Below are 24,589 nucleotides of genomic sequence, written 5' to 3'. Positions count from 1 at the left end.
AGAAAATTCATAAGGTGCGTTTTTTAAGCCCCAGCGGGGTGAAATATGCCGCTCCGCTGGAGCTTATTATCTACGTGAATCAAATTAGCTATAAATATCTGGCTTCTCCGAAGCTCTTTTAATATTTTTTCTTTTAATAATTCACAATTCACAATTATTCTAAACCATCAATGTAAACCAAAATGTACTTCCCAATCCAAGATTACTTTCAACACCAACGCTTCCATTTTGCGCTTCAATAAACTCTTTGCTGATTGCTAATCCCAATCCCGTTCCAGATTTCTGACTTCCCGGAACCTGAAAATATTTATCGAAAACTCGATCTTTATATCTTGTGTCAATTCCTTTTCCAGTATCAATAACTTGAAAAACCATCTGATTGTTTTCTTCTTTTAGTTTGATAAGAATCGTACTTTTTTCAGACGAATATCTAATGGCATTTGATAAATAGTTAATTAAAACCCAGCCTGTTTTTTCTGCATCGGCTTTTACATTTTTAAGGTTTTCATCGGCGTCAACAACCAATTGAATCTGTTTTTGATCAGCTTGGACTTTTACGGCTTCAACGGCATATTTTACAATTTCGTACGGATTGCTTTTCCCAATATTCAGCTGAATGTTTCCAGTTTCCAATTGTGATAAATTGAGCAATTCGCCTGTAATTTTCAATAAGCGCTGACTGTCATCTTTAATACTTTCGACCAATTGTTTCTGATCGTCGTTCATATCGCCTGTTTTTCCATTTTCAAGCAATTGAAGACTTAATTTTATAGAAGCAATTGGTGTTTTTAATTCGTGTGAAACAGTAGCAATGAAATTTGTTTTGGCAAAATCCAATTCTTTAAAAAGCGTAATATTTCGCAGAATAATGACATCGCCAATATTAATTTCTTTTTCTTCGCCCGTTGGCGTTATCGTGATATTATGAATTTCTTTTTCGAAATAACTTTCTTTTCCGTGAGCAAAAATTTTGAGAGGCTGTTTTTTCGGAGTTTCACTTTCTTTCAGAATCAAAGAACGAATCAAATCATTAGAAACCGCTAATTCAGAAGCATGTTTTCCGATAATATCTTCCGATTTTAGACCGATAATTTTCAGTGCTTCATCATTCACAAACAAAACAATCCCTTCGTTATCTAAGCCAATAATAGGATCGTTCATATTATTAATTAATGTTTCCAGTCGTTTCTTCTCAAAAAGAAGCTTATAGACATTGCTGTCATGATATTCTTCAAGCTTTTGCGCCATCGTATTGAATGATTTGGCAAGATCTCCAAATTCGCTATGACTTGTAAAATGAACACGTTCCGAATAATTTTTATTCGCAATTTCCTTAATACTTAGCGTTAATTCTCTAATCGGATTGGCAATATTATTAGGCAGATTCACCAATAAGTTAAAAGCAATCAGAAAGCATAAACTTCCCACAATAGCAATAGACAAATTGGCTGTTTCAGCTGAATGTTTGGCAATGTCGCTCTTCTGCTTTATGGCGTCCAAATTGAGTTTCATAATCGCAAAAATATCTTGGCGAATCTGTGTTTTTACAGTTTCGTCGGAGTTGTTTTTGTCTAAAAGAGCAAAACTGGCTTTCAGCTTTTCAGTGGCCTGTTTTTCGCCTGGTTCCGTAATATTTTGAGTCTGTTTTTCGAGATTTTCCTCAAAACTCTGAATCGTTTCTTTAGAACCCGATTTCATTTCGTCCAAAGCCAAAATCATATTTCTCGAATATTCCAGCGTATTATAATTCGATTTCAGGATGTTTTCGGTGTCCTGCTTAATCAGAAAAACAGAATAAGCACTCACTAACGAGAGAATGATGATCATTAAAAATAACAATCCAACACCCAGATTCAATTTGGTTTTAATTCTCATGATGTTTATTTAAAAACAAGTTTTTTATTTGAACCATTAAGATATTAAGAAAATAAAGGCGATGCTTAATTTTCTCTTTGTAAGTTTCATTAAGTTCAAAGCTTAATTTCCTTAATATCTTAATGGTTAGAAAAATTACGATAATATAACAAGATCAACATTTGATAAAGACAATTTGTTTAGCAGACGCCTGAATATTGTTGTAGACAAAATTACTTTAAACAAATTAAAATGCGGTTTTCCGATGCACACAGTTGTAATTTGTTTTTCTTCTACCGTTGTCAAAATAGCATTTGTAATATTTGAATTTTCCAATTTAATAGCTTCCGCGCCTAATTGTACAGCGAGTTTAAAGTTATTAATTAAATGTCTTTGTTTGTCGAGTGCAATTCGGTTACTGCTTTCTTTAGGCGTTTCGACATACAAAACATACCACGATCCATTGTAATAACTGGCTAATCGAGCCGCTTTTCTAATAATAATTTTAGCAGTTTTTTCATTGCTGCTAATGCAAGCCAACAATTTTTCATGCCGTAAAGCATGCAGATTCGGAACTTCGCTTTCTACTTTTCGAACCACCTGACTTGCCACTTCTTTTAAAGCCAATTCACGCAATTGCAGAATTTGTTCCGATTTAAAAAAGTTAGCTAAAGCTGTCGGAATTTTATCTGACGTATAAATTTTTCCTTCTTTTAATCGAGCAATTAAATCCTCTGAAGTCAAATCGATATTTACAACTTCATCTGCCAGACGTAAAACATTATCAGGAATTCGCTCCTGAACATCAATATTGGTAATTCGTTTTACATCTTCATTTAAACTTTCAATATGCTGAATATTCACGGCTGAAATTACATTAATTCCAGCGTCTAAAATCTCTAGAACATCCTGCCAGCGTTTTTCATTTTTGCTTCCTTCAACGTTAGTATGCGCCAATTCATCAACAATAACCACTTCTGGTCTAAGGTTGATGATTGCCTGAACGTCGAGTTCTTCGAGTTCTTTTCCTTTATAAAAAATAGTCCGCCTCGGAATAATCGGAAGACCAGCCAATAATTCATGCGTTTCCTTCCGCATATGCGTTTCGATGTAGCCGATTTTGACATCGATTCCGTTTTTCAATAACGAATGCGCTTCCTGAAGCATACGAAAAGTTTTGCCCACACCGGCACTCATCCCAATGTAGATTTTAAACTTTCCCTTTCGAGATTTCTGAATCAAGTCCAGAAAATGCTGTGCGTTGTTTTCGTTTTCTTCTTTCATGTTTTTTGCCACGAAGGCGCTAAGTCACAAAGTTTTTATTTTTTTTTAGCCACGAATTCACGAATTAATTCAAATAAAAATTCGTGAATTCGTGGCGAATTAATTAGCACAAAGAAAAATCCTTTTAATCTGCGTAATCTGTAGCAAGAATATTTTCCTAGAAACTAATTGCCAAAGAAGTTGTCACAAAGGTATTTGTATCTGTTGGCAGATTGTTTTTGGTGAAAATTTCATCTTTGCTTGACAGATTTCTGGCTTCAATTCTAAACATAATATTATCAGTAACCAAGTAATCAAAGTTAGCTGAAAATCCGTAAGTTTTAAATCCGTTTGGTGTTTCTGTCGCGATGATAACACCTTTTTCATCACTATAGTATTCTCCTCTTGCTGCCAGCTGAATTTTATCTGTCGGTTTGTATTGCAGAATTACAACAGGAGAGAACCAAACATCATATTTCTCACTTCCTTTAGCCGATTGCTGAGAACCAATATCAAAACCAGTCGTTAAGTTTACTTTTTCAGCCACTTTAAATTGTCCGTATAAATTATTAAAATAACGCCATTTTTTATCTACATCTGGCTGTTCGTTTCCAACATAAGTACTCCAGTTCAAAATAACCCGATCAGATGGTTTGTAAGTAACCTGAGTTCCAAAAGCCGGTGTTTGATTGCCATCTATTTTCTGAATTCGCTGCCAACCGTTCAAATACATCGCAGCCAAATACCATTTTCCAGAATCAGAAGTATAACCAATTTTTACTCCAGCTTCATAATAAGGCGAATTCTCAGCCAGAATGCTTCGGGTCAAATTGGCGCAATCTTTCCCAATCGCGCTTTCAAAACCAATATGCGAGGGCATAATTCCCGCATCAATCCATAAATCATGTTTTTTCGAAATCTTCACGCCTACATTCGCTTCATAAACATTTTGCAGTAAATCCTGTTCAGCAGACATATTATATTGTGCATAAGTTCCCGCCATCAATGCTAAATTTGCTCGGACATTTCCTTTCGAATAATTCACTTTTGCCAAACCCAAATTCAGGTTGACTTCATTGCTTCGGTTATAATTATAAAAAAAGCTTGGCTTGGTATGATTCTCAGGCTTCCCGAAATCATAACCATAATAAACGTCTACATATCCAGAAAACGTAAACGGACTTTTAGATTCTTCTTGTGCATGTAAATTGCTAAAACCAAAAGCGATTAAAGCAGTAAGTATTATTTTTTTCATATGTCATTGCGAGGAACGAAGCGATCTCGTCCTCTTAATTTAAATTATTAGTAGATTTTTTAGGAGCTAATCCCGCTATCCGTTTCACACGAGCGACAGCGAACTGACGAAGTAATCTTTTGTGCCGAACCCCGGCACAAAAGGATTTCCACTACTATCGGGGCTAGGGCATTTGGGGTAAAAAGGCGTTATTGTATTACAATATTTTTCATATCCTAACAGGTTTCCAAAACCTGTTAGGTATTATTTAAAGTTTCAGTTTTTTGATTCCAATTCACGTCATTTTTGTCATCCGAGTAACAAGGGATTCCGCAAGTAGCTCGACAAAGATTGGCGATTATGCAGACTGAGTTTCGAGTGTGATCCTTCGTTCCTCAGGATGACAAACTGTGTAGTTACTCTGTTTATAATTCCTAACAGGTTTCTAAAACCTGTTAGGAAAAAAAACTTAGTAGCTCAGTATCTTAGAACCTTAGCAACTTAGAGCTTAGCGAAGCTGATCCAAAGCCACATTCAATTCCAAAACATTCACAGTTTCAGGACCAACAACAGCCGAATTAATTTTAGATTTTACTAAAGCTTTTACTTTAGTTTCATCTAGTTTTCGTTCTTTAGCAATTCGTTTCACCTGAATCAAAGCGCCTTGAGGAGAAATATTGGGATCTAAACCACTTCCAGAAGCTGTAACCATATCAGCAGGAATATCAGATTTTTTCAAATACGGATGAACCAATAATAGCGTATCAATTCTTTTTTGAACCAAAGCCAAATACTCGGCATTGTTTGGACCTTTGTTACTTCCTGCACTTCCTGCAGCATTGTAATCGACAGCCGAAGGTCTTCCCCAGAAATAATTTGATTTATCGAACTTTTGTCCGATTTTTTGATAACCGACAACTTTGCCGTTAACAGTGATAGTTTCTCCTTTTCCTTGATTTGGAGCTAGCTGACCTATCCCGTAAATGGCTAAAGGGTAAATAACTGCGAATAGAATTAAGGTAACCGCACTAAGTTTTAGTATTGAGAATATAGATTTCATTTTTTTTGTTTTTTAAGATTCTGAGTTGCTAAGTTTCTAAGATGCTAAGAAAGAAAACTTAGAATCTTAGCGTCTTAGTAATTTTTGTTTACATAAATAAGGCAACAATTATGTCAATCAGTTTGATTCCAATAAAAGGAACAATCAATCCTCCAAGCCCATAAATCAAAAGATTACGTTTTAAAATGGCACTTGCCCCAATCGGACGATATTCAACACCTTTCAGCGCAAGCGGAATCAAAATCGGAATGATAATCGCATTGAAAATCACAGCTGATAAAATCGCACTTTCTGGACTATGCAAATGCATAATATTTAAACCTTGAAGCGCAGGAATAGCAGTAATAAAAAGGGCAGGAACAATAGCAAAATATTTCGCAACGTCATTTGCAATAGAGAAAGTAGTTAAAGTTCCACGAGTCATTAAAAGCTGTTTTCCAATTTCAACAATCTCGATTAGTTTGGTTGGATCATTGTCAAGATCGACCATGTTCCCAGCTTCTTTAGCCGCTTGCGTTCCGCTGTTCATGGCAACTCCAACATTTGCTTGCGCAAGGGCAGGAGCGTCGTTTGTTCCGTCTCCCATCATGGCAACCAATCTTCCTTCAGCTTGTTCTTTTCGGATATAGTTCATTTTGTCTTCTGGTTTTGCTTCAGCAATAAAATCATCAACACCAGCTTTTTCGGCAATAAACTTAGCCGTAAGCGGATTATCTCCTGTAACCATAACCGTTTTGATTCCCATTCGGCGTAAGCGTTCAAAACGTTCTTTCATTCCGGTTTTGATAATATCCTGTAATTCGATTACACCTTGGATTTCGTTGTTTTTGATTACTACTAAAGGAGTTCCTCCATTAGACGAAATTGAAATTACTTGTTGGGCTGTATCTTCTGGAAAAGAATTTCCAGCTTGTTGTGCAATATTCCTTGCAGCATCTTGTGCACCTTTTCTAATATTAGTTCCGTCTTTTAATACGACTCCAGAAGTTCTGGTTTCAGCAGTAAACTTGATAGTGTGTGCGATGTCAGAAGTCGTTTGTAAAAAGCTGGCTTTCGTTTCACTTTTCACATCAATCATTTCACTTAACTCGAGAATACTTTTGCCTTCCGGAGTATCATCTGCAAGCGAACTCAAAACAGCCGATTTCACAAAATCATCAAAAGAAATTCCTTTTGTTGGATAAAAATTGGTTGCTTTTCTGTTTCCAATTGTGATGGTTCCTGTTTTATCCAAAAGCAATACGTCAATATCTCCAGCCGTTTCAACCGCTTTACCAGATTTTGTAATGACGTTGGCACGTAAAGCTCTGTCCATTCCCGCAATACCAATCGCAGAAAGCAATCCTCCAATTGTTGTTGGAATCAAACAAACGAACAGTGCAATAAAAGCTGCAATAGTTATAGGAGCGTTAGCATAATCGGCAAATGGTTTTAAGGTAACGCAGACAATTACGAAGATTAAAGTAAATGCGGCTAATAGAATTGTCAAAGCAATTTCGTTTGGTGTTTTCTGACGGCTCGCACCTTCAACTAAAGCAATCATTTTGTCCAAAAAGCTTTCGCCAGGTTCAGAAGTTACTTTTACTTTAATTTTATCAGACAATACTTTTGTCCCTCCAGTTACTGAAGATTTATCTCCGCCGGCTTCACGAATTACTGGAGCACTTTCTCCCGTAATGGCACTTTCGTCGATTGTAGCTAGCCCTTCGATGATTTCTCCGTCAGCGGCAATTAAATCGCCTGCTTCACAAATGAAAATATCATCTTTTTTTAATGTCGAAGAACTTACATTTTTGATTTCTCCGTTTGGCAGAATTTGTCTGGCAGGAGTTTCTTCTCGAGTTTTTCTTAAACTGTCAGCTTGTGCTTTTCCTCGGGCTTCGGCAATCGCTTCAGCGAAATTAGCAAACAAAAGCGTTGCAAATAAGATTAGAAAAACAATGAAATTGTAAACAAAACTTCCCTGATCGTTTGCGCCCATTAAGATCGAAACGCTAACGGCAAACATAATGGCAGTTCCGATTTCTACGGTAAACATTACCGGATTTTTTACCATCATTTTTGGATTGAGCTTCACAAAAGACTGCAATAAAGCTTCTTTTACCTGTTTGCTTTCAAACAATGATGTGGATTTATTAGTTGTCATTTTTTTATATTATTTGGTTGACTTTTTTCTAAACACATAGAAACATAGATTTTACTTTGAGATAAAGACGTTTCACTTGCATCAATACACATAGCTATGTGTTAGAAACTAGTTTCTTTTGGTTTTCTTTTTTAGTAAAGAAAAAACTATGTTTCTATGTGTTTAAAATATTTTCAGCATTGAAAAATGAGTTATTATTTTAAAGTAAAGAATTCTGCCAATGGACCTAAAGCCAAAGCTGGGAAGAAAGATAAAGCAGCGATAATTGCGATTACAGCGAAAATCATTATTCCAAAAATTGAGGTGTCAGTTTTTAAAGTTCCCGCACTTTCAGGAATATATTTTTTATTCGCTAATAAACCTGCAATTGCAAGAGGCCCAATAATCGGAATGAAACGGCTCAACAATAAAACAATTCCAGTTGTGATATTCCAAAACGGATTATTATCTCCCAAACCTTCAAAACCAGAACCGTTGTTGGCAGCGCTCGAAGTATATTCATATAGCATTTCTGAGAATCCGTGGTTGCCTGGATTGTTTAACCAACCTGTGGCATTTCCGCTGAACCAATATCCCATTGCTGTATCATTTGCAGCAAAGTAAGAAGCCAAAGCAGTTCCCGCTAAAATCAATAACGGATGAAGAATTGCAATAAAAGCAGCGATTTTTACTTCCCGAGCTTCGATTTTCTTTCCTAGAAATTCAGGAGTTCGACCGACCATTAAACCAGAAATAAATACGGCCAGAATAATAAAGATGTAAAAGTTGAGGTAACCAACACCACATCCGCCATAAAAGGCATTGACCATCATAGCTAACAACTGCATAGCTCCAGAAACTGGCATTGCGCTATCGTGCATACTGTTTACAGATCCTGTAGAAATTACAGTTGTGGCAATACTCCAGAATCCTGAAATGGCTGCCCCGAATCGAACTTCTTTTCCTTCCATTGCTCCAGTTGTCTGTGCAATTCCCATTTTTGCAATAGCAGGATTTCCGTTGATTTCGCTTGAGATTGTCGGAATTACAAGAAGTAAAAATCCAACGGTCATAACTCCAAAAATGATGTAAGAGAATTTCTTTTTATTTAGGAAAAATCCAAGTGCAAAAATCATCGCAAACGGAACAATCATCTGTGCCAAAAGTTCAACAGCGTTCGTAAAATAAGTTGGATTTTCTAAAGGATGAGCCGAGTTTGCTCCGAAGAATCCGCCACCATTTGTACCAATATGTTTAATAGCAATAAAAGCAGCAGCTGGTCCACGAGAAACTTCAACATGATCACCTTGCAAAGTGGTTATGGCATCTTTTCCTTCAAAAGTCATAGGGCTTCCACTGAAAACCAAAACGATAGCAACAATTGCAGAAAGTGGCAATAAAATACGAGTACAGCTTTTTACGAAATAATTATAGAAATTACCCAATTTGTCTGTAGTTCTTTCTTTCATAGCAGTAAAAACCATTACCGCAGCTGCAATTCCGACACCAGCCGAAACAAATTGTAAAAACATTAAAATTAGTTGCGATAAATACGAAACCCCGCTTTCACCTGAATAATGCTGCAAATCGCAATTAACTAAAAATGAAATAGCCGTATTAAAAGCCAAATCGGGTGTCATCGACGGATTGTTATCGGGATTTAGTGGTAATGAACCCTGAAAAAGTAAAACAAAAAAGCAAAGAAAGAACCAAACCATGTTGATACTTAAAAGTGCTTTTAAATGCTGTTTCCAATTCATTTCTACGGCTGGATTAATACCGCTGATTTTAAAAATAAGTTTTTCAATTGGATTGAAAATTGGGTCAAGAAGTGTTTTGTTTCCCAAGAAGACTTTAGCAATATATTTCCCTACCGGAATAGCTAAAATAATGGTAAGGATAAAAATACCTATGACACCTAGTATTTCTGTGTTCATATTTTATTTGTTAGAAATTATTTAATTTTTAGATTTTTATAAAAACAGGATAAGTACGATAAAGGCTAATGTCCAGACAGCACATGCATACAGTAGGGATGTCTTTTTATTTTTATAATTCGACTTTTTCATTTTTAAAATTTTTCGGGTTTGATTAATACATAAATCAAATACACGAAAACGGCGATTGAAACAATAAATAGTGCAGTCATGATTTAGATTTTTTCAAAGAATTCAACTGACAGAAAACAAATCGCAAACAATAAAACTGCCAAAGCGAGGAGGATTGTGACCATGATTATTTTAGATTTAAGATTGTAGACTTTAGATTTTTCGATTAAACAGTAAACCGATTAAACTTTTTAGACTCCCGAAGCATTAACCTGTTTGATATATTCTGCTTTAAGCGTTTGAGGGAAAAGGTGTGAGATATTGCAGTGGCGCATTTCCATAAAAGATGAAACTGAAAAAACGTATACGTTAGAAATGGCATTTTTAGTTTCGATGCTTCCATTTATAAATAACCGTTCAGCAAGCGCTAGGCACTTTTTAGCACGAACGATATTACCGCAGATAATATTTTTTTTAGTAATCTCAGCAAAGCGTTCTGCTTGTTTGTAGATTGAGGTAACTTGATTTTTCATTTGGAATGAATTTTTAATGTTCTTCCTCTTTATGCCAAAAGATGTTCCGAAAAAGTTAAATGATGTCTAAAGTGTTGTAAACAAAAGAAATGTAGTTTTGTGCCAAAAATCCGGCATAAAAAAAGCCTATCATTTTAATAAGCTTTTCTCGTTTTGATATAGTATTCTAAGCTTCGGAGAAGCGAAATATTTATAGAAAATTATAAATTCACATTTATCAGAACCCCATCGGGGTGAAATATTTTTTTAGATTGTGCGGGTGTCGCTCCGCAGGAGCTTTTTCTTATTGGCAATAAAAAATCTATAAATATGATGCTTCTCCGAAGCTTTAAAAATTGAAATTTGAAATTGCTATTGGAATTGCCATTGCCATTGGGATTTGGAATTTTTAATTTTTAATTTTTGGAATTTTCTATCCCGTACTCTTCAATCTTTCTATACAAAGTTGCAATCCCAATTTCTAGTAATCTTGCCGTTTCCGCTTTATTTCCTTTTGTATAATTTAAAACCTTTTGAATATGGAGTTTCTCAACACTTTGCATGGAGAAAGCCGACAAGGGTTTCGAATTATTTTCCGTTTGATGTTGCATTTCATAAGGCAGAACATCTGCAGTCAAAGTATTACCACTGCTTAAGATAACCGATCTCTCGATGACGTTTTTCAGTTCACGGATATTTCCTGGCCAGGAATAATTCTCTAATTTCTGTAAAAAGTCATCCCCAATCTGTAATGCTTTTTTATTCGTTTTTTCTGAAAATTGCTTCACGTAATAATTGGCTAATAATGGAATATCTTTAATTCTTTCTCGTAACGAAGGCAATTTGATTTCGAAGATATTCAAACGGAAATACAAATCAGAGCGAAAACGATGTTCGTCGCTTTCTATCTTTAAATCACGGTTTGTAGCGGCAATTAACCTAAAATTTGATTTTTTTGGAGTCGTGTCTCCAACGGGAATATATTCGGAAGTTTCTAAAACACGCAATAATTTTGCCTGAAGATCAATTGGCATTTCACCAATTTCATCTAAGAATAAAGTTCCACCGTTTGCTTCTTCAATAAAACCTTTTTTATCTTTTACAGCTCCCGTAAAAGAGCCTTGTTTATGACCGAAAAGCTCGCTTTCTAAAATTTCTTTTGTGAAAGTGCTACAGTTCAGCGCCACAAAAGATTTTCCTGCACGATTGCTGTTTTCATGAATAGCTTGCGCAAAAACTTCTTTTCCTGTTCCAGTCTCACCAGTCAATAAAACAGTCGAATCGGTTTTGGCTACTTTTTGGGCAAGATCAATAACTTGTTCGATTCCTTTTGATTTACCAATTATGGTATTAAAAGAATATTTATCGTTGATTCGTTTTTCAAGCTGTTGGACTTTTTTCTGCAAATGCACTTTTTCAACGGCTTTATACAGAAGCGGAATAATTTTATCGTTATCGTCGCCTTTTACAATATAATCGAATGCGCCATTTTTCATCGCCTGAACACCATCTGGAATATTCCCGAAAGCCGTCAGCAGAATTACTTCTGTTAGAGAGAAACTATTTTTTATGTTTTGAAGAAAATCAACGCCGTTTCCGTCAGGAAGTTTTACATCGCACAAAACGACATCAATTTCGGTTTGTTCCAGTTTTTTAAACCCCGATTTTAAATCTTTAGCTTCAAAAACTTCAAATCCTTCCGATTTTATAATTCGCGCCAGCAGACTTCTTAGTTTTTCTTCGTCGTCTATAATTAAAATTTTATGTGTCATTTTGCAGATAAGCTAAAACCGAATTGGTATTTGATGTACAAATTTAGGTTTAAAATCTGTTCGCTTTTTTGATTGGGAAGAAATTATTTCTACGTTTTGGTTTTAATATTTTATTTAAACACATAGAAACATAGTTTTCCTTTGTCTAAAAAGAAGGATGAAAGAAACTAGTTTCTAAAACATAGATCGCTATGTGCATTAATACAAGTGAAACGCCTTTTAACAACAAATAATCTATGACTCTATGTGTTTAAATAAATATAAGTAACAAAAAAACTAATCAATCTCTTTCTCGTTGTCCTTTATAAAAGTGTCAATATTCATTAATAGAGGATCAATCACAATTCGTTGAGGTTTGTTTTTGAATTTAATTTTTCCTTCAATTCTATTGTTTTGGATTGGAAATGTGTAGCGAAATAACTTTCCGCTTTCATCATAAATTCCAATATCTATTGTTTTATCATTGTCAATTTGCTTTCGAATTCCTGTTGCGTTTTCAATATATTTTTTAGAATCAGCTTTAAAAGAAACTTCATAAAAGCCATTCTTTTTGACACTTTCAACTTCAGAAATTTTAGAAGAATAGGTAATAATCTTTTTAAACATTTCATCTAATTTAGGATGCAATTTAATATCTGCAACAGCATAAATTTCCTTTAATAAACTTTCAGAATCAGGAATCGGATTTGGATATTTCGAATGGTTCAGGAAATTCTGTAAAGCCAGATTTACTTTTTCTTCGCCAATTAAAACTCTTAGCTGATGCATAACCAGCATTCCTTTATCATAAGGCAAATGTGGAGTTTCATAATTTGTTTTATATAAAGGAGTTTCGGGCTCATAACTTCGACTGCTTAAATACAAATCCAGATGAATTTTTAAAGTTTCTAAAGCTTTCTCTAAACCATGTTCTTTTTCATACAACATCAATTCGGTGTATTGGGCGAGAGTTTCGGTCAAAATCCAACTTCCTTCTTTTTGTTCGGGACTGATTTGCGCATTTCCCCACCATTCGTGCGACAATTCATGCGCCGTTAATTGATTGATGACATCTTCTTTATCTCGATTATTCAAGTTGCTGTAAAAACCAAAATTCTCTTTCATAAAAACTGTAGATGGATAAGAAGTTGCAGCAAATCCATCCGCGAAAGCAGAAACTTCGGCATAACGAATGGTTTTGTATGGATATTTTCCAAAATTGTTTTGGCAATAATCTAACGTATTTTTTACATCTTGAATCAGTTTAGCAACATTTCGAGAATGTCTTTTATCATAATAAACTTCAATAGAGATGCCTTTATAGTTTGTTTTTTGAATTTGATATTCGGCAGAAGAAAAAGCAGATCGGAACGGAATCTTTCCATTAGATTTATAATGAAAATAATTTCGGTTGTCTTTTTTCCAATTTCCAACTAAATCGCCAATTCCAATTGCGGTTTGATTTTTAGAAGTAGAAACCACAACATCATAATCAATGAAATCATTTGATGTTTTCGATTTATCTTCCAATTTTTTAAGTGGAGTCTGTGGTTTTAAATGCCTTTTTTCCCGCTCCTTTTTACTGCTGATTTCATTAGAATCCTGATAGCCAAAAGTTGGAAAGTAACGGCTTATTCGCATAAACGAACCATTTTCAATTATAGAATTAAATGCAGTATGCCCTTTAAATGGCGACCAAGTTGAGGTAAAAGCAAAATTCATTTTCATTTTCTGATGAGGTTGCAAAGGCTTTTCCAATTGATACCAATAATGCTGAAATTCAGAAATATCAACCAGATTTTTAGCATTCTCAATTTCAACAGAAATCAGTTTCGAATTTCGATCTATATATAGGAGTAAACTATCAATTGGTTTTTCCGAATTATTGATCAATTCATAAGTGCCGCTTACTTCATAACGATTTTCTTCCGGAAACATATCGACTTTACTCTTTACAGCAATAATCGTTGGCTGTGCAAAATTTGTATATTTTTTAAATTGGAGTTCATATTGTTCGCTCCAATTGTTAAAATCATCTTTTGTCAAATATGGATATTCGATATTCGTTTTATAAAAAAGATAGCTTCCAAAACCAATGAAAAGAATAATTCCCAAAACAAAAGTTATTTTCTGAATGGAATTAAACGAATTTCTTCGAATGGTTTTCATAATGGAAGAATTTCGTTTCCATAAAATTCCGGTCAATGTAAGCAGAATCAAAGTCAATCCAGAATTGTAGAGCATCGAAATATGAAATGGATAAGTATAACTTCCGAAACCATTCAAATCAAAATATTCCCTTTTGAAAGAATCTCCAAATCGAAATAATGTGTGTGTGATTCCCAATTGTTGTCCAATTCCGGTGCAAAACAAAATCACAATAAAAGCGGAAACAGCTAATCCTAAATATTTGTTTTTAACGAAAGTTTGAATGGCAATCACCAAAATTGAAATCAAAAACAAAGGAAAGCCAATATAATAAAACATTGAAAAGTAAAGACCAGCTTCAATTGGCGCATTGGCATGTATAATCTGAAAACCAATTCCAATCAAAACACTAATTCCAATCAAGATTAACGGAATCATAAAAAGCACTGTCAATTTCGAAAGTAAAACGATTAGCTGAGAATATGGTGCTGTATTTTCAAGCATTTCAAATCTCGAATTTTCACTTCTATTCAATAATTCACTGCTGTAAAAAAGAATAATCAGAATCAAGATGAATGGCAGGCGATCCATTATGGTTGAAATCATCAAAGCCGTATCGGTAATTTTTTCCGCCAATCTGATTCCACCGTCAATTTCATCTGAAATCTCAATCATTAATAATCCCGAAAGTAAAATTACAATCAGTAAAAATGGAATTCCTTTTAAAATCAAATAAATATCCATTTTCAAATTGCTTTTAAAAACAGCCCAATTATGTTTTGAGGTTTTAAATTCAAGCTGTTTCGGAATTACAGCAGAATATGTTTTTGTTTCTCTCGCGTTGGTTTTAATGGTTTTTACCTTTTTAGTTTTTGTTTTTCGAAAAGAAAACATTTTATAAGAAGCAAAAATCAGAAGGAAAGAAATGCAAATCCATAAGATTCGATTGAATAAAAAGTTGCCCGAAAGTGAAATCAGTTGAGTGTTTTTTTCTATTGATGTCCAATATCTCGTTTGTTCCAAAAAAGCAGCCAAACCAAACGGATCTATTTTTGCTGCCAATGACATCGCTTTCGCAGAAGACGGAGATGCGTTTGCAAATAATGGCGAATTAGAAAAAATCGAGCCCGCTATATATAATAGGTAGATGAATAATCCGCCAACGTAAACAAAAAGTTTGCTTCGGGTGAGCCAAGCTAAGGTTGCAAGAATCGAAAGGCATAAAAGAATATTAGGAATAACAATAATCAGATACGGCCAGATGTAATTTAAAATTTCAAAAGGACCAATTTCACTTTTAGGAATCCAAGACATTTGATGTCCGATAATCATTCCGATGATGGACATTCCAAAAGAAGAAACCGACAGAATGAAATCCGTGATAAATTTACTTCCTAAATAATAAAATTTAGAAATAGGAGTAGAGAAGATTATTGCATCAAATTTGGTTTCGTATTCTTTTAAAAAATGCTGTGCAACAAGAAGTGTAGTGGAGAAAATCGTCATCAGCGAAATCAGACCAATCGCATAAGTTAATGTAAATGGACTGTTTTTGTAAGCTCCCGAAAACGAAAAGTTCGCAAAAGCACTCACAAAAAATCCTAAAACCAAATAAATAATAAATATGGCATAAAATGTCCAGTTTCTGGTATTGTTATGCCATTCAAATTGAATTAATTTAGAAAGCATAACGTTATTTTTTAAATTGATTTTGAGATAATATATTAAAGTAAACATCGCTCAAATCTGGAGAAGTCAGTTCGAAACCAGAATCAGGCTGTTGTTCGGAGAAAACATGAATGTTGATTTTTCCCGAATTTAGATGAGAAGAAATAATATTAAAATGTTCTTGATGTTCTTTAAGTTCATTTTTATGAATCGCTTTTATCCAGATTTTTCCTTTCAAAGAATCGATCACTTCATTTGGATTTCCTTCCAAAATCAATTTCCCATTAGAAATAATTGCCATTTTGGTACATAAATCGCGAACATCTTCTACAATATGTGTAGATAGAACTACAATAATGCTTTCACCTATTTCACTCAAGAGATTATTGAAACGGTTTCGTTCTTCAGGATCAAGCCCAGCAGTTGGTTCATCCACAATAATAATTTTCGGACTACCCAATAAGGCCTGTGCAATTCCAAAACGCTGACGCATTCCACCAGAAAAAGAATTTACGGCTTTGTCTTTGTGTTGTAATAAATTAGTTTGTTGCAGCAAATACAAAATCTGGTCATGTCGTTCTTTCTTATGGACAATTCCTTTCAAAATTGCCAAATGATCGAGAAGGCGATAAGCAGAAATCTTAGGATAAACGCCAAATTCCTGCGGAAGATATCCGAGATTCTCTCTAATAAACATTGGATTTTCAATAACGTTTATTCCGTTAAACTCGATAATTCCAGAAGTAGGTTCTTGCAAAGCAGCAATGGTTCGCATTAAAGTTGATTTTCCTGCGCCATTTGGTCCAAGTAAGCCAAACATTCCGTTTGTAATTTCAAGCGATAATTGGTCAATCGCCTTTGTGCCGTTCTCATACGTTTTACTGAGATTTTTGATTGATAAACTGTTCATTTTTTGATTGATTTTTGATGATGATATAAATGATGATTTGAAAATTTTGGACAATAAAAGTCCTGTCGGCCTCAAAAAGCCGATTTTTAGATTCAGAAAATTTGATTAAAAAAACTACTCGCTTACATATTCTAAAATATCACCAGGCTGGCAGTCTAGGATTTTGCAAATAGCTTCGAGAGTATCAAATCGAATACCTTTTGCCTTTCCAGTTTTTAGAATCGATAAATTAGCAGGCGTTATATCTAATTTCTCTGCCAATTCTTTACTCTGCATCTTGCGTTTGGCAAGCATTACATCAACATTTACAATTATTGGCATAGCTATATAAATAAGTCTTGTTCGTTTTGAAGGTTTAAGCCTTGTTTAAAAATGGCAGCTAAAAAATAAGCAAAAGCGCCAAGCATTCCGTGCAATATGATAAAGAGTACCACTTCGTTGTCTAAAGGAACAAAGAAGAACGCAAAAAATATAACGATACTCGGAATGAATAAATTGGATAAATAAAAGCGTTTTAAGTGCAAAACTCCATTTTGAGTAAATAATTTTGGCTGAAAGAAAACTTTAAAGACATTACTGCTCAGTAAAAAGAAAAGTCCATAAAGACTCAGTGGAGCTAAAAAATCAAAAAGAATATATGGCAGGTTGTAATCGCCCAACATTACAGGATGCGTAGTAAAGGGATAACAAACCTGAAAATACTTTCCGTTATCTTTAAATGTTAGAAATAACCCTGTCACTAAAGTAAAAACCGAGTAAGTAGCCAAGAAAAAATAAACTACAGACAAGAATCGGGTAAAATAAAACAATATTTTAGAAACAATATGAGTGGTCTTCATACAATGAAAAATTAAATTGATATTGCAAATGTATAATTAATTATTGTAAAACAATAATTAATTATTAAAAATTAGATATTTTGAATCATTTGAGAATATTATAATTCTATTAACATTAGAAAACAAAGGCATTCGCATAAATGAGTTAATTTTGCATTTTAGCCTTAATTTATATGAAAAAACCAATTTCAGTCTCAATATTAGAGCTTGCAATTATCACTCAAGATAGTAACGCAACAGAAACATTCCAAAAAACAAAAGATATAGCGCAATTAGCCGATAGATTAGGATACAAGAGAATCTGGCTCGCAGAACACCATAATATGGCACACGTTGCCAGTACTGCAACTGTGGTTTTAATTGGTTATGTAGCAAGTCAAACCGAAAATATCCGTGTAGGCTCTGGCGGAATCATGCTTCCAAATCATTCTCCTCTAGTAGTGGCAGAACAATTTGGAACTTTAGAAACCCTTTATCCAAACCGAATTGATTTAGGTTTAGGAAGAGCGCCAGGAACAGATCAGCCAACTGCCGAAGCGATTCGAAAAGACTTTTTTGAGCAAGCACAGCGATTTCCGCAAAATGTAAGCAAGCTTCAAGAATACTTTTCATCTGAAAATGCATCAGGAAAAGTCCGTGCATTCCCAGCCGAAGGGTTAAATGTCCCAATCTGGATTTTAGGATCAAGTATGGATAGCGCGGCTTTGGCAGCTGCTTATGGATTGCCTTATGCTTTTGCTGGGCACTTTGCGCCAAAGCTAATGATCCAAGCATTCGAGTTTTACAGGGAAAATTTCCAGCCATCAGAGTATTTAGATAAACCAAAAACAATGGCTTGTGTAAATATCATTGCGGCAGATACAAATGAAGAAGCAGAATTGCTATCGACAAGTTTGTATCAAATGTTCTTGAACCTAATTAGAAATGATCGCAAAGGATTACAGCCACCAGTTTCATCTCTAGACGATATCATGAATGAAGCAGAACGTTTCCATGTAAATCAAATGACAGCAGGAACCTTCACAGGAAACAAAGAACAGCTAGTAACCGATTTGAGAAAGTTTATCGACTATGCCCGAATCGACGAGCTAATGGTGACAAGTCCAATCTTCGATCATCAAGCAAAACTAAAAAGCATTCAAATTACCAAAGAAGTAATAGACGCCTTGAATGAATAATACATATAATGTAGTTTTTAAATTATACTTATATATAAGAGTAAGTCTCAGTTATAACCCGACAGGTTTTAAAACCTGTCGGTTTTTTTTTTTTTTTTTTGTACATATATATATTATGAAGAAAATCATACTATACAATATGCAGAAGTAAGATTTTGTCATGCTGAGCGGAGTGAAGCGCATCCGGTTTTGCGATTTGGAATTTGAAAGATTGGGATTTTGTTTTTTTAGGAGCTGTTTCCCGCTATCCGCTGCAATCTTCTGCTTTTTAAAGAAAAAAGCAGAAGGATTTCCGCTCCTATCGGGGCTAGGGCGCCAGTTTCCAGAAGAAGGGGCAGAAAACTCAGCGTCTAAAAAGTGGGGAAAACAGCCTTCGAGCCTTAGCGGCTTTGCGGCAAAACGGCCCGATTCCTGGGTGTACGAAGAAAAACCTTACGCTCGGTGAAAAATATCCAAAATGTAAGCCCCGCGTTATGAGAAGGTTAGGAAAAAGGGCGGAAAAACTTCAAAAAAACTCTTTAAAAAAGCTTGCAGAAGCGGAAAAAGGTTCTACTTTTGCACCCGCAACGGCGAAAAACGCTCTTAGACATTCCGGCAGCTTGATCATATTTTGAGGAAAGAGATTTTCGAAAAAAAAGATTGGAAAAAGCTTGCGGGAAAAGAAAAAGCTTTTTACATTTGCACCCCGCAAAACACGGAAGCTCATTGAAAGATTGGAAGAAAAAGTTGAGAAACTGGAGCGATAAGAAAGCTTCAAAAATTTTTCAAGTTTTTCTTGCGAGAAACAAAAAGAAGTTTTAGTTTTGCACCCGCTTTGAGAAACAAGCGGAGGAAACAAAATTACGTTCGTAGACATATTGAATTGACAGCCGTTTTGAAAGAGATTTCAAAACAATATAGAATAAGAGTAATGGAATCGAGAGATTCGAAGAGAACCGATAGATAGAGCATCGACTATATAATATTAAAATATACGATGAAGAGTTTGATCCTGGCTCAGGATGAACGCTAGCGGCAGGCTTAACACATGCAAGTCGAGGGGTAGAGGCTTTCGGGCCTTGAGACCGGCGCACGGGTGCGTAACGCGTATGCAATCTGCCTTCCACAGAGGGATAGCCCAGAGAAATTTGGATTAATACCTCATAGCATCATGACCCGGCATCGGGATATGATTAAAGTCACAACGGTGGAAGATGAGCATGCGTCCCATTAGCTAGTTGGTAAGGTAACGGCTTACCAAGGCTACGATGGGTAGGGGTCCTGAGAGGGAGATCCCCCACACTGGTACTGAGACACGGACCAGACTCCTACGGGAGGCAGCAGTGAGGAATATTGGTCAATGGGCGCAAGCCTGAACCAGCCATGCCGCGTGCAGGATGACGGTCCTATGGATTGTAAACTGCTTTTGTACGGGAAGAAACCCTCCTACGTGTAGGAGCTTGACGGTACCGTAAGAATAAGGATCGGCTAACTCCGTGCCAGCAGCCGCGGTAATACGGAGGATCCAAGCGTTATCCGGAATCATTGGGTTTAAAGGGTCTGTAGGCGGTCTTGTAAGTCAGTGGTGAAAGCCCATCGCTCAACGGTGGAACGGCCATTGATACTGCTGGACTTGAATTATTGGGAAGCAACTAGAATATGTAGTGTAGCGGTGAAATGCTTAGAGATTACATGGAATACCAATTGCGAAGGCAGGTTGCTACCAATGGATTGACGCTGATGGACGAAAGCGTGGGTAGCGAACAGGATTAGATACCCTGGTAGTCCACGCCGTAAACGATGGATACTAGCTGTTGGGCGCAAGTTCAGTGGCTAAGCGAAAGTGATAAGTATCCCACCTGGGGAGTACGAACGCAAGTTTGAAACTCAAAGGAATTGACGGGGGCCCGCACAAGCGGTGGAGCATGTGGTTTAATTCGATGATACGCGAGGAACCTTACCAAGGCTTAAATGCAGACTGACCGGTTTGGAAACAGACCTTTCGCAAGACGGTCTACAAGGTGCTGCATGGTTGTCGTCAGCTCGTGCCGTGAGGTGTCAGGTTAAGTCCTATAACGAGCGCAACCCCTGTTGTTAGTTGCCAGCGAGTCATGTCGGGAACTCTAGCAAGACTGCCAGTGCAAACTGTGAGGAAGGTGGGGATGACGTCAAATCATCACGGCCCTTACGCCTTGGGCTACACACGTGCTACAATGGCCGGTACAGAGAGCAGCCACCCCGCGAGGGGGAGCGAATCTATAAAGCCGGTCACAGTTCGGATCGGAGTCTGCAACTCGACTCCGTGAAGCTGGAATCGCTAGTAATCGGATATCAGCCATGATCCGGTGAATACGTTCCCGGGCCTTGTACACACCGCCCGTCAAGCCATGGAAGCTGGGGGTGCCTGAAGTCGGTGACCGCAAGGAGCTGCCTAGGGTAAAACTGGTAACTAGGGCTAAGTCGTAACAAGGTAGCCGTACCGGAAGGTGCGGCTGGAACACCTCCTTTCTAGAGCCCCATGTGTTAGCCGGAAGGCACGCTGGGGAAATGAGATGCCTGGCTATAGGTTTTGGGTCTTGAAATTGCATTACTCTTGCTGTTAATTTAAAGAAATAAACTTTTAAGTAAAAAAAAAACAGAGTCTCGTAGCTCAGCTGGTTAGAGTACTACACTGATAATGTAGGGGTCGGCAGTTCGAGTCTGCCCGGGACTACTTTTTAAAGCTTGAAGAGAAGGAAATTCTAGAGTTGAAGCGTTATGAATATTAATTCATAATTCATAATTCACAATTCATCATTAGATTTGGGGGATTAGCTCAGCTGGCTAGAGCGCCTGCCTTGCACGCAGGAGGTCAACGGTTCGACTCCGTTATTCTCCACGAAACTATCGTAAAAACGGTAGATAAAAGTTCATTGACATATTGGGATAAGAAAATAATAAGAAAGTAGAAAGCGTTTTTATTAGCGATAATAAAGACAAAAAAAACGGTCATAATTGATTTTATGATTGGTGCAATAAGCAAAATAAGGGCGCATGGGGGATGCCTAGGCTCTCAGAGGCGATGAAGGACGTGATAAGCTGCGAAAAGCTGCGGGGACGGGCACACACCGGTTGATCCGCAGATATCCGAATGGGGCAACCCGCTATATTGAAGATATAGCACACCGATAGGTGGGCAAACCCGCTGAACTGAAACATCTAAGTAGGCGGAGGAGAAGAAAACAAAAGTGATTCCGTAAGTAGTGGCGAGCGAACGCGGATTAGCCCAAACCAATTATGTTACGGCATAGTTGGGGTTGTAGGACCGCGAGATTCCATGCATGAGGAACCGGAAGCTTCTGGAAAGGAGCGCCATAGAGGGTGACAGCCCCGTACGGGCAACAAATGTAATGGATAGCGGTATCCTGAGTAGGGCGGGGCACGTGAAACCCTGTCTGAATTCGGCGGGACCATCCGCTAAGGCTAAATACTCCTGAGAGACCGATAGTGAACCAGTACCGTGAGGGAAAGGTGAAAAGAACCGTGAATAACGGAGTGAAATAGATCCTGAAACCATGCGCCTACAAGCGGTCGGAGCCCTTTCGTGGGGTGACGGCGTGCCTTTTGCATAATGAGCCTACGAGTTAACGCTGCTGGCAAGGATAAGTGGTTAAGCCATGGATCCGCAGCGAAAGCGAGTCTGAATAGGGCGCTTTAGTCAGTAGTGTTAGACGCGAAACCGTGTGATCTACCCATGGGCAGGTTGAAGCTGTGGTAACACACAGTGGAGGACCGAACCGGTTGACGTTGAAAAGTCTTCGGATGACCTGTGGGTAGGGGTGAAAGGCCAATCAAACTCGGAAATAGCTCGTACTCCCCGAAATGCATTTAGGTGCAGCGCTGGATATAGTTATATAGAGGTAGAGCTACTGATTGGATGCGGGGGCTTCACCGCCTACCAATTCCTGACAAACTCCGAATGCTATATAATGTTTACCAGCAGTGAGGGCTTGGGTGCTAAGGTCCAAGTCCGAGAGGGAAAGAACCCAGACCATCAGCTAAGGTCCCCAAATATATGCTAAGTTGAAAGAACGAGGTTTGTCTGCCCAGACAGCTAGGATGTTGGCTTGGAAGCAGCCATTCATTTAAAGAGTGCGTAACAGCTCACTAGTCGAGCGGACGAGCATGGATAATAATCGGGCATAAGCATATTACCGAAGCTATGGATTTGCATGTATGTGCAAGTGGTAGGGGAGCATTCTGACAGGGCTGAAGGTGTATCGTAAGGTATGCTGGACCGGTCAGAAAAGAAAATGTAGGCATAAGTAACGATAATGCGGGCGAGAAACCCGCACACCGAAAAACTAAGGTTTCCACAGCTATGCTAATCAGCTGTGGGTTAGTCTGGACCTAAGGCGAACCCGAAAGGGGCAGTCGATGGCCAACGGGTTAATATTCCCGTACTTCTTATTGCTGTGATGGGGTGACGGAGTGATGAAAGCGCCGCGGACTGACGGAATAGTCCGTTAAAGCACCTAGCTATATCTTCTATAGGCAAATCCGTAGAAGATGGCGAAATGCGATAGTACTCGGAGTCTTCGGACAAAGAGATAGCGCGCCTAAGGGCTTCCAAGAAAAACCTCTAAACTTCAGGCAGTAAGAACCAGTACCGTAAACCGACACAGGTAGTTGAGGAGAGAATCCTAAGGTGCTCGAGAGATTCATGGCTAAGGAATTAGGCAAAATAGACCTGTAACTTCGGGAGAAAGGTCGCCCCGAGCAATCGGGGCCGCAGTGAAGAGGTCCAGGCGACTGTTTATCAAAAACACAGGGCTCTGCAAAATCGCAAGATGAAGTATAGGGCCTGACACCTGCCCGGTGCTGGAAGGTTAAGAGGAGATGTTATCTTCGGAGAAGCATTGAATTGAAGCCCCAGTAAACGGCGGCCGTAACTATAACGGTCCTAAGGTAGCGAAATTCCTTGTCGGGTAAGTTCCGACCTGCACGAATGGTGTAACGATCTGGACACTGTCTCAGCCATGAGCTCGGTGAAATTGTAGTAACGGTGAAGATGCCGTTTACCCGCAGTGGGACGAAAAGACCCTGTGCACCTTTACTATAGCTTAGTATTGACCTTGGATAAATGATGTGTAGGATAGGTTGGAGACTGTGAAGGGGCGTCGCCAGGCGCTTTGGAGTCATTGTTGAAATACAACCCTTTGTTTATCTGAGGCCTAACCCCGTATTGCGGGGGACAGTGCTTGGTGGGTAGTTTGACTGGGGTGGTCGCCTCCAAAAGAGTAACGGAGGCTTCTAAAGGTTCCCTCAGCACGCTTGGTAACCGTGCGCAGAGTGCAATGGCATAAGGGAGCTTGACTGAGAGACATACAGGTCGATCAGGTACGAAAGTAGAGCATAGTGATCCGGTGGTTCCGCATGGAAGGGCCATCGCTCAAAGGATAAAAGGTACGCCGGGGATAACAGGCTGATCTCCCCCAAGAGCTCATATCGACGGGGGGGTTTGGCACCTCGATGTCGGCTCGTCACATCCTGGGGCTGGAGAAGGTCCCAAGGGTTGGGCTGTTCGCCCATTAAAGTGGCACGCGAGCTGGGTTCAGAACGTCGTGAGACAGTTCGGTCTCTATCTACTGCGGGCGTTAGAAATTTGAGTGGATCTGATTCTAGTACGAGAGGACCGAATTGGACAAACCTCTAGTGTATCTGTTGTCCCGCCAGGGGCACCGCAGAGTAGCTACGTTTGGAAGGGATAAGCGCTGAAAGCATATAAGCGCGAAACCCACCACAAGATGAGATTTCTTTTAAGGATCGTGGAAGATGACCACGTTGATAGGCTGCAGATGTAAAGGCAGTAATGTCACAGTCGAGCAGTACTAATAATCCGTAAGCTTATGCACACCCTTTTCCCCCGATGCAGATCGGGGGAGAGAACTTTCTAAAAAAAACTCTTTGTTTCTTTATCCCAGTATGTTAAGATATTGTCTGATTGATAATTTAGAATTGATAATTAACAGTCGGAAGCT

15 protein-coding genes, 2 tRNA genes and 2 rRNA genes are annotated in these 24,589 nt (G+C 37.8%); 5 read left to right on the top strand and 14 right to left on the bottom strand.

From position 1 onward, the window contains the following. Positions 1–159 precede the first annotated feature (159 nt). The 13 genes from BB050_RS03075 to BB050_RS03020 all read right to left on the bottom strand — a co-directional run bounded on the left by BB050_RS03075 (position 160) and on the right by BB050_RS03020 (position 17,412). Positions 160–1,875: a sensor histidine kinase gene (locus tag BB050_RS03075; protein WP_008466877.1), complete on the bottom strand. Its 1,716-nt coding sequence runs from the start codon at positions 1,873–1,875 to the stop codon at positions 160–162. A 135-nt stretch (positions 1,876–2,010) separates the two neighbouring features. Beyond that, positions 2,011–3,138 (bottom strand): sensor protein KdpD, encoded by a 1,128-nt coding sequence (locus BB050_RS03070; RefSeq protein WP_066032572.1) that lies wholly within the window; start codon positions 3,136–3,138, stop codon positions 2,011–2,013. A gap of 157 nt (positions 3,139–3,295) precedes the next feature. Continuing rightward, positions 3,296–4,372: a porin gene (locus BB050_RS03065; RefSeq protein WP_066032571.1), complete on the bottom strand. Its 1,077-nt coding sequence runs from the start codon at positions 4,370–4,372 to the stop codon at positions 3,296–3,298. Positions 4,373–4,859: 487 nt separating this feature from the next. Next, complete coding sequence (locus BB050_RS03060; protein WP_066032570.1) at positions 4,860–5,411, bottom strand: K(+)-transporting ATPase subunit C; 552 nt, start codon at positions 5,409–5,411, stop codon at positions 4,860–4,862. Between the two features lie 88 nt (positions 5,412–5,499). Then, positions 5,500–7,557 (bottom strand): potassium-transporting ATPase subunit KdpB, encoded by a 2,058-nt coding sequence (gene kdpB / locus BB050_RS03055; protein ID WP_066032569.1) that lies wholly within the window; start codon positions 7,555–7,557, stop codon positions 5,500–5,502. Between the two features lie 194 nt (positions 7,558–7,751). Then, positions 7,752–9,473 carry a potassium-transporting ATPase subunit KdpA gene (gene kdpA, locus BB050_RS03050; protein ID WP_066032568.1) on the bottom strand — a complete coding sequence of 574 codons (1,722 nt, stop codon included), beginning with the start codon at positions 9,471–9,473 and terminating at the stop codon, positions 7,752–7,754. A gap of 134 nt (positions 9,474–9,607) precedes the next feature. After that, a complete protein-coding gene (gene kdpF, locus BB050_RS21560) occupies positions 9,608–9,685 on the bottom strand; it encodes a K(+)-transporting ATPase subunit F (RefSeq protein WP_073418200.1) in 78 nt (25 codons plus the stop codon). Positions 9,686–9,835: 150 nt separating this feature from the next. Continuing rightward, positions 9,836–10,117, bottom strand: a complete 282-nt coding sequence (locus BB050_RS03045; RefSeq protein ID WP_008466868.1) for a DUF7674 family protein — start codon at positions 10,115–10,117, stop codon at positions 9,836–9,838. A 395-nt stretch (positions 10,118–10,512) separates the two neighbouring features. Further along, the gene (locus BB050_RS03040; RefSeq protein WP_066032567.1) at positions 10,513–11,868 is read right to left on the bottom strand and encodes a sigma-54-dependent transcriptional regulator; all 1,356 of its coding nucleotides are present in this window, start codon (positions 11,866–11,868) and stop codon (positions 10,513–10,515) included. Between the two features lie 276 nt (positions 11,869–12,144). Beyond that, on the bottom strand, positions 12,145–15,684 hold the full coding sequence (locus BB050_RS03035) for a M1 family aminopeptidase (RefSeq protein ID WP_236940412.1): 3,540 nt from the start codon (positions 15,682–15,684) through the stop codon (positions 12,145–12,147). A 4-nt stretch (positions 15,685–15,688) separates the two neighbouring features. Continuing rightward, complete coding sequence (locus tag BB050_RS03030; RefSeq protein WP_066032565.1) at positions 15,689–16,573, bottom strand: ABC transporter ATP-binding protein; 885 nt, start codon at positions 16,571–16,573, stop codon at positions 15,689–15,691. 114 nt (positions 16,574–16,687) lie between these two features. Further along, positions 16,688–16,894, bottom strand: coding sequence for a helix-turn-helix domain-containing protein (locus BB050_RS03025; protein WP_008466864.1), 207 nt, complete (start codon positions 16,892–16,894; stop codon positions 16,688–16,690). Between the two features lie 2 nt (positions 16,895–16,896). Next, complete coding sequence (locus BB050_RS03020) at positions 16,897–17,412, bottom strand: DUF2975 domain-containing protein (protein WP_066032564.1); 516 nt, start codon at positions 17,410–17,412, stop codon at positions 16,897–16,899. 173 nt (positions 17,413–17,585) lie between these two features. On the opposite strand from BB050_RS03020, the gene BB050_RS03015 reads away from it, so the two are divergent. Then, on the top strand, positions 17,586–18,590 hold the full coding sequence (locus BB050_RS03015; RefSeq protein ID WP_008466861.1) for an LLM class flavin-dependent oxidoreductase: 1,005 nt from the start codon (positions 17,586–17,588) through the stop codon (positions 18,588–18,590). Between the two features lie 505 nt (positions 18,591–19,095). Here BB050_RS03015 and BB050_RS03005 read toward each other — a convergent pair. Beyond that, positions 19,096–19,446, bottom strand: coding sequence for a hypothetical protein (locus BB050_RS03005; protein ID WP_066032562.1), 351 nt, complete (start codon positions 19,444–19,446; stop codon positions 19,096–19,098). Positions 19,447–19,563: 117 nt separating this feature from the next. Between BB050_RS03005 and BB050_RS03000 the strand changes: the two genes are divergently transcribed. The 4 genes from BB050_RS03000 (at position 19,564) to BB050_RS02985 (ending at position 24,463) form a co-directional block, all read left to right on the top strand. After that, positions 19,564–21,077, top strand: a 16S ribosomal RNA gene (locus BB050_RS03000). Positions 21,078–21,208: 131 nt separating this feature from the next. After that, positions 21,209–21,282 (top strand) — tRNA-Ile (locus tag BB050_RS02995). Between the two features lie 91 nt (positions 21,283–21,373). Continuing rightward, positions 21,374–21,447: transfer RNA gene (locus BB050_RS02990), tRNA-Ala, on the top strand. A 133-nt stretch (positions 21,448–21,580) separates the two neighbouring features. Then, positions 21,581–24,463: ribosomal RNA gene (locus BB050_RS02985) — 23S ribosomal RNA — on the top strand. Together the 16S and 23S rRNA genes with 2 tRNA genes alongside form the textbook arrangement of a ribosomal RNA operon. Positions 24,464–24,589 lie beyond the last annotated feature (126 nt).

It is taken from the genome of Flavobacterium anhuiense, assembly GCF_001705175.1.
Classification (GTDB): Bacteria; Bacteroidota; Bacteroidia; order Flavobacteriales; family Flavobacteriaceae; genus Flavobacterium; species Flavobacterium anhuiense.
This window is presented reverse-complemented; position numbering and strand designations above follow the sequence as displayed.